The sequence below is a fragment of the Micromonospora sp. NPDC047753 genome (genome assembly GCF_040642735.1).
Lineage (GTDB): Bacteria > Actinomycetota > Actinomycetes > Mycobacteriales > Micromonosporaceae > Micromonospora.
The window spans coordinates 1-2091 of sequence record NZ_JBEYSL010000770.1; the positions used below are offsets into that span (position 1 = coordinate 1).

Sequence of the window (2091 nt, forward strand, 5' to 3'; positions counted from 1 at the left end):
CCTCGGGGGTGGAGTATTCGGGGTGAGCGTGGTCCACGTAGAGCCGTGCGCCGTTGGTGAGTATCACGTTGGCCAGGCCCAGGTCTTCGTCCGCGAGGGCCTCGGCGGGGTCGTACGCGGCACCGGAGTAGGTGAAGCCGCGGGCGTCGCGCAGCGGCGACTCTTCCTCGTAGTCCCACCGGGCCCGGCCGCCCCGGTTGAGTTCCGGGCGTGCCCCGTAGGCGTTGACCACCTGCGATGAGGTGACCATCGGGTTGGCTCCGGCCTGCCCGGGCACGGAGATGCCGTACTCGACCTCGGTGCCCATGATCCGTCTTACGCTCATCGACCTACCCGCTTCGCTCGCCCGACCCGGTCCACCGTCAGGTCGAGCGTAGTCCGCCCTGAGCACCTGCACTCTGTAGGTGAGTGCCGGCGGGCCGCAACAGTTCGCTGGATTCGGTGTCGGAATGCTCAGCGGGCGGAGTCAGGTCGTCGGTCGCGGCGGAGCCGGTGGTCCAGACGAGCCACCCGAACAGCACCAGGCCGACGATTGCGCTCAGCAGCGGGATCACCGAGCCGACCACCGGGTGCCAGTCGCCGCCAAGGGGGTTGAGGCTGCTCAGCCCGATGTTGGCGGGCAGGCCGTTCTGCCAGCGGACCATCGTGTACGCCAGGCAGAACAGCTGGATCGGCAGGAGGAGCAGGACGGCGAGTCGGGTGAACGAGCGGGCCCGGGCGACCTCGAAGCCGCGTTGTTCGGCGATCCACGCGGCGTAGAGCAGAACGCCGACCAGCATGGGCAGCATGTAGCGGCCCTGGGTGACGAAGCCGCTCTCGTTGACCAGGGCGATCTGCATGAGGGAGGGGACGGCCACGCCGCCGCCGAGCAGCACGAGCAGGCGCCACCGGTCGAGCGTGCTGCCCCAGACGACCCCGATGAGCAGCAGCGCTCCGGCGACGAGCTGCCAGATCAGGTAGGGCGGGGCGGGCATCCGGGTGTCCAGCCAGGAGGTGACCCCGACGATCTGGTCGAGGTATCCCCGCCACCGGTCGGCCTCGCGCAGGGCCGCCTGCCCGTAGGTGAGCCGGTCGGCGGAGTAGTTGCCGAGGTCGGAGGTCTGCTGGCGGACGGACCAGGCGAGCACGGCGAGGGTGGACAGGACGATGCCACCTGCCCAGAGCTGCGCGGCCCGGTCCCGCAGCAGGCCGAGGAGGTTGCCGCGGCGCAGCGGGAAGGCGAACGCGATGAACGCGGTCGCCAGCCACAGCGGACCGGTCTGGCGCAGCACCGCGAGGAGCAGCGCGCTGATCCCGACGAGGACGATGAGGCCGCGCCGTGGGCCGGGTGGGCCGAGGAGCAGGGGGATGACCGCGCTGAAGAAGGCGATGCCGGCGGCGATCTCCAGGCCGTTCGGGTTGACCGCGCTGGCCATGTGCACGGCCATCGGGGTGGTGACGACGAGCAGGGCGCCCATCATGAGGCCGCGGCGGGACCGGTTGCGGATCACGACGTACGCGCAGGCGAGCAGCGCGGCGGAGCACAGGGCGCTGATCATGCGGGCGAGCAGGACGCCGGACCAGCCGGGCCAGAGCACCGTCGGTGCGCCGACGAGGGCGTAGTAGGCGGGGAAGTAACGACCGGCCCCGGTGCCGGCGCGGGTCGGTGTGTCGTCGCTGCCGGGGGGCTGGGCGCAGGCCGCCGAGACTTCCTTCTTGAACTGCCAGCACTGCTCGCGGACGAGACCACCGGGAACGGTCTGGAAGGCGCCGGTGCCCTTCTTCGCGTCGGCGGGCGGGGGCGCGATCTGCCCGGCGGCGACGCCGGCCGCTCGGACGATGTGCTCCCGCTCGTCCGGGGTGCCGTCGTAGGGGGCGGCCATCGACCAGGCGAAGATGATCAGGAAGAATGCGGCGAAGGCGAGGGCCCAGTGTCGTCGGCCTGTGCTGATGGTGGCCGCCGGGCTTCCGCTGGTGGCCGGCAACGTCACTCTTCCGGGATCAGGCACGTCAACCTCGCGGCTCGCGCGGGCAGGCCCCGCTGGGTAGATGGACAGACGATAGACTCCCTCGTCGTCCTCACCGCTCCGGGTCCCCCCTTGGAGAACTCTT

2 protein-coding genes are annotated in these 2091 nt (G+C 71.1%); both read right to left on the minus strand.

Annotated elements, in window-relative coordinates:
- Positions 1 to 325: proteasome accessory factor PafA2 family protein (locus ABZ749_RS34325; protein WP_357235376.1), on the minus strand; the 325-nt coding region annotated here is incomplete at its 3' end.
- A 37-nt stretch (positions 326 to 362) separates the two neighbouring features.
- Entirely contained in the window at positions 363 to 1970 is a 1608-nt protein-coding gene (locus ABZ749_RS34330; RefSeq protein ID WP_357235379.1) for a DUF2142 domain-containing protein, read from the minus strand.
- Between the last annotated feature and the right edge of the window lie 121 nt (positions 1971 to 2091).